This window comes from uncultured Shewanella sp. (assembly GCF_947491715.1).
In the GTDB taxonomy this organism is placed as follows: Bacteria; Pseudomonadota; Gammaproteobacteria; order Enterobacterales; family Shewanellaceae; genus Shewanella.
Genome location: NZ_CANLKR010000090.1, coordinates 1 through 1,338 on the forward strand (window position 1 = coordinate 1; position 1,338 = coordinate 1,338).

The following is a 1,338-nucleotide window of genomic DNA, read 5'->3' on the forward strand; positions in this document are numbered from 1 at the left end:
CTGGGGTGAAGTCGTAACAAGGTAGCCCTAGGGGAACCTGGGGCTGGATCACCTCCTTACCTTAACGACTAACTTGACTCTGAATAGGAAACTGTTGGTAATAAATTGCTCCATGCATTTATTACACACAACACATCCCTGTGTTTGAGTGTTCACACAGATATGCTTGTCGAGAAGAAAAAGCAAGGTATACGAGTCTAATGAATGTTAGACGATGTTAATTTGTTTCAAGTCAAGGCACTTGAGTAGCGAAGAGGGAGTGTAGTTCACTACATGACTGATTGAGCGACGAAAGTGACGATGAGTTGGAACAAAGAAACAAGTATAAATGGGTCTGTAGCTCAGCTGGTTAGAGCGCACCCCTGATAAGGGTGAGGTCGGTGGTTCAAGTCCACTCTGACCCACCAAAATCCTTCCTTATCTTTGTTAGAACGTGACTCGTTTAAGAAAGCTAAACGTCGCCACTTTCTGCCGCGATAAGAAATGATTTGGCTATTTATACAAATATCTTGTTTGACTGCATGTAAATGGGGCTATAGCTCAGCTGGGAGAGCGCCTGCCTTGCACGCAGGAGGTCTGCGGTTCGATCCCGCATAGCTCCACCATTTACTTTGGTTACTGAAAATAATGAAGTGATTTTATAGCTTATATAGCTGTTCGATTACTCTCGATTAGCTCCACCATTTATTTGGTTACTGGAAATAATAGTTGTTAGTTGAATAGCTTAATAAGTGATTCGATTACTCTCGATTAGAACCATGATTTATTATGCAAAGGAAAGAGACGCCAAAGATAAATAGAACAATTTATCTTTGGCTTTTTTTAGCCTGGTCAAAATCGTTCCGTACGATTTTTGACACTTCCACCATCCGTGGAAGTCGCTCTTTAACAATTTGGAAAGCTGATAGTGTTAATGTGAAAGGGACTGTTGTGAAAGCTATTTCGTAAGAAATAACAATTGCAGTGGTTTATAGCATTAACGCGAAATAAAAAAATTGAGTTCTAAACACTTAAACATTAAGTGTCTTGGCTTATTATTTGGTATTGATATCAAGTAATAAGTAAAAATTCTAATTTTGGCGAAAGTAGAAACCATTAGTTGCGATACAGTTGTTTTATCTACCCGATAGAACAATAACTATGAGCGCAGTTAATCATGTGGCTGTCGAAGCCGTGGGTTGAATGACGAATGAGTGTAGCAGCGCTACAGGATTGAGGAATGAAATGCACAATAAAGACAGACGCTTGAGTAACAAGCGAGACTTATTAGTGTTGTATGGTTAAGTGACTAAGCGTATATGGTGGATGCCTTGGCAGTCAGAGGCGATGAAGGACGTA

General features: G+C 40.1%; 2 tRNA genes and 1 rRNA gene. All 3 read left to right on the plus strand.

The annotated features are described in order from the left end of the window. Window positions 1-59: ribosomal RNA gene (locus Q0779_RS23595) — 16S ribosomal RNA — on the plus strand; the annotation flags it as partial. A gap of 271 nt (window positions 60-330) precedes the next feature. Next, window positions 331-407: transfer RNA gene (locus tag Q0779_RS23600), tRNA-Ile, on the plus strand. 122 nt (window positions 408-529) lie between these two features. Continuing rightward, window positions 530-605 (plus strand) — tRNA-Ala (locus Q0779_RS23605). Window positions 606-1,338: the final 733 nt, after the last annotated feature.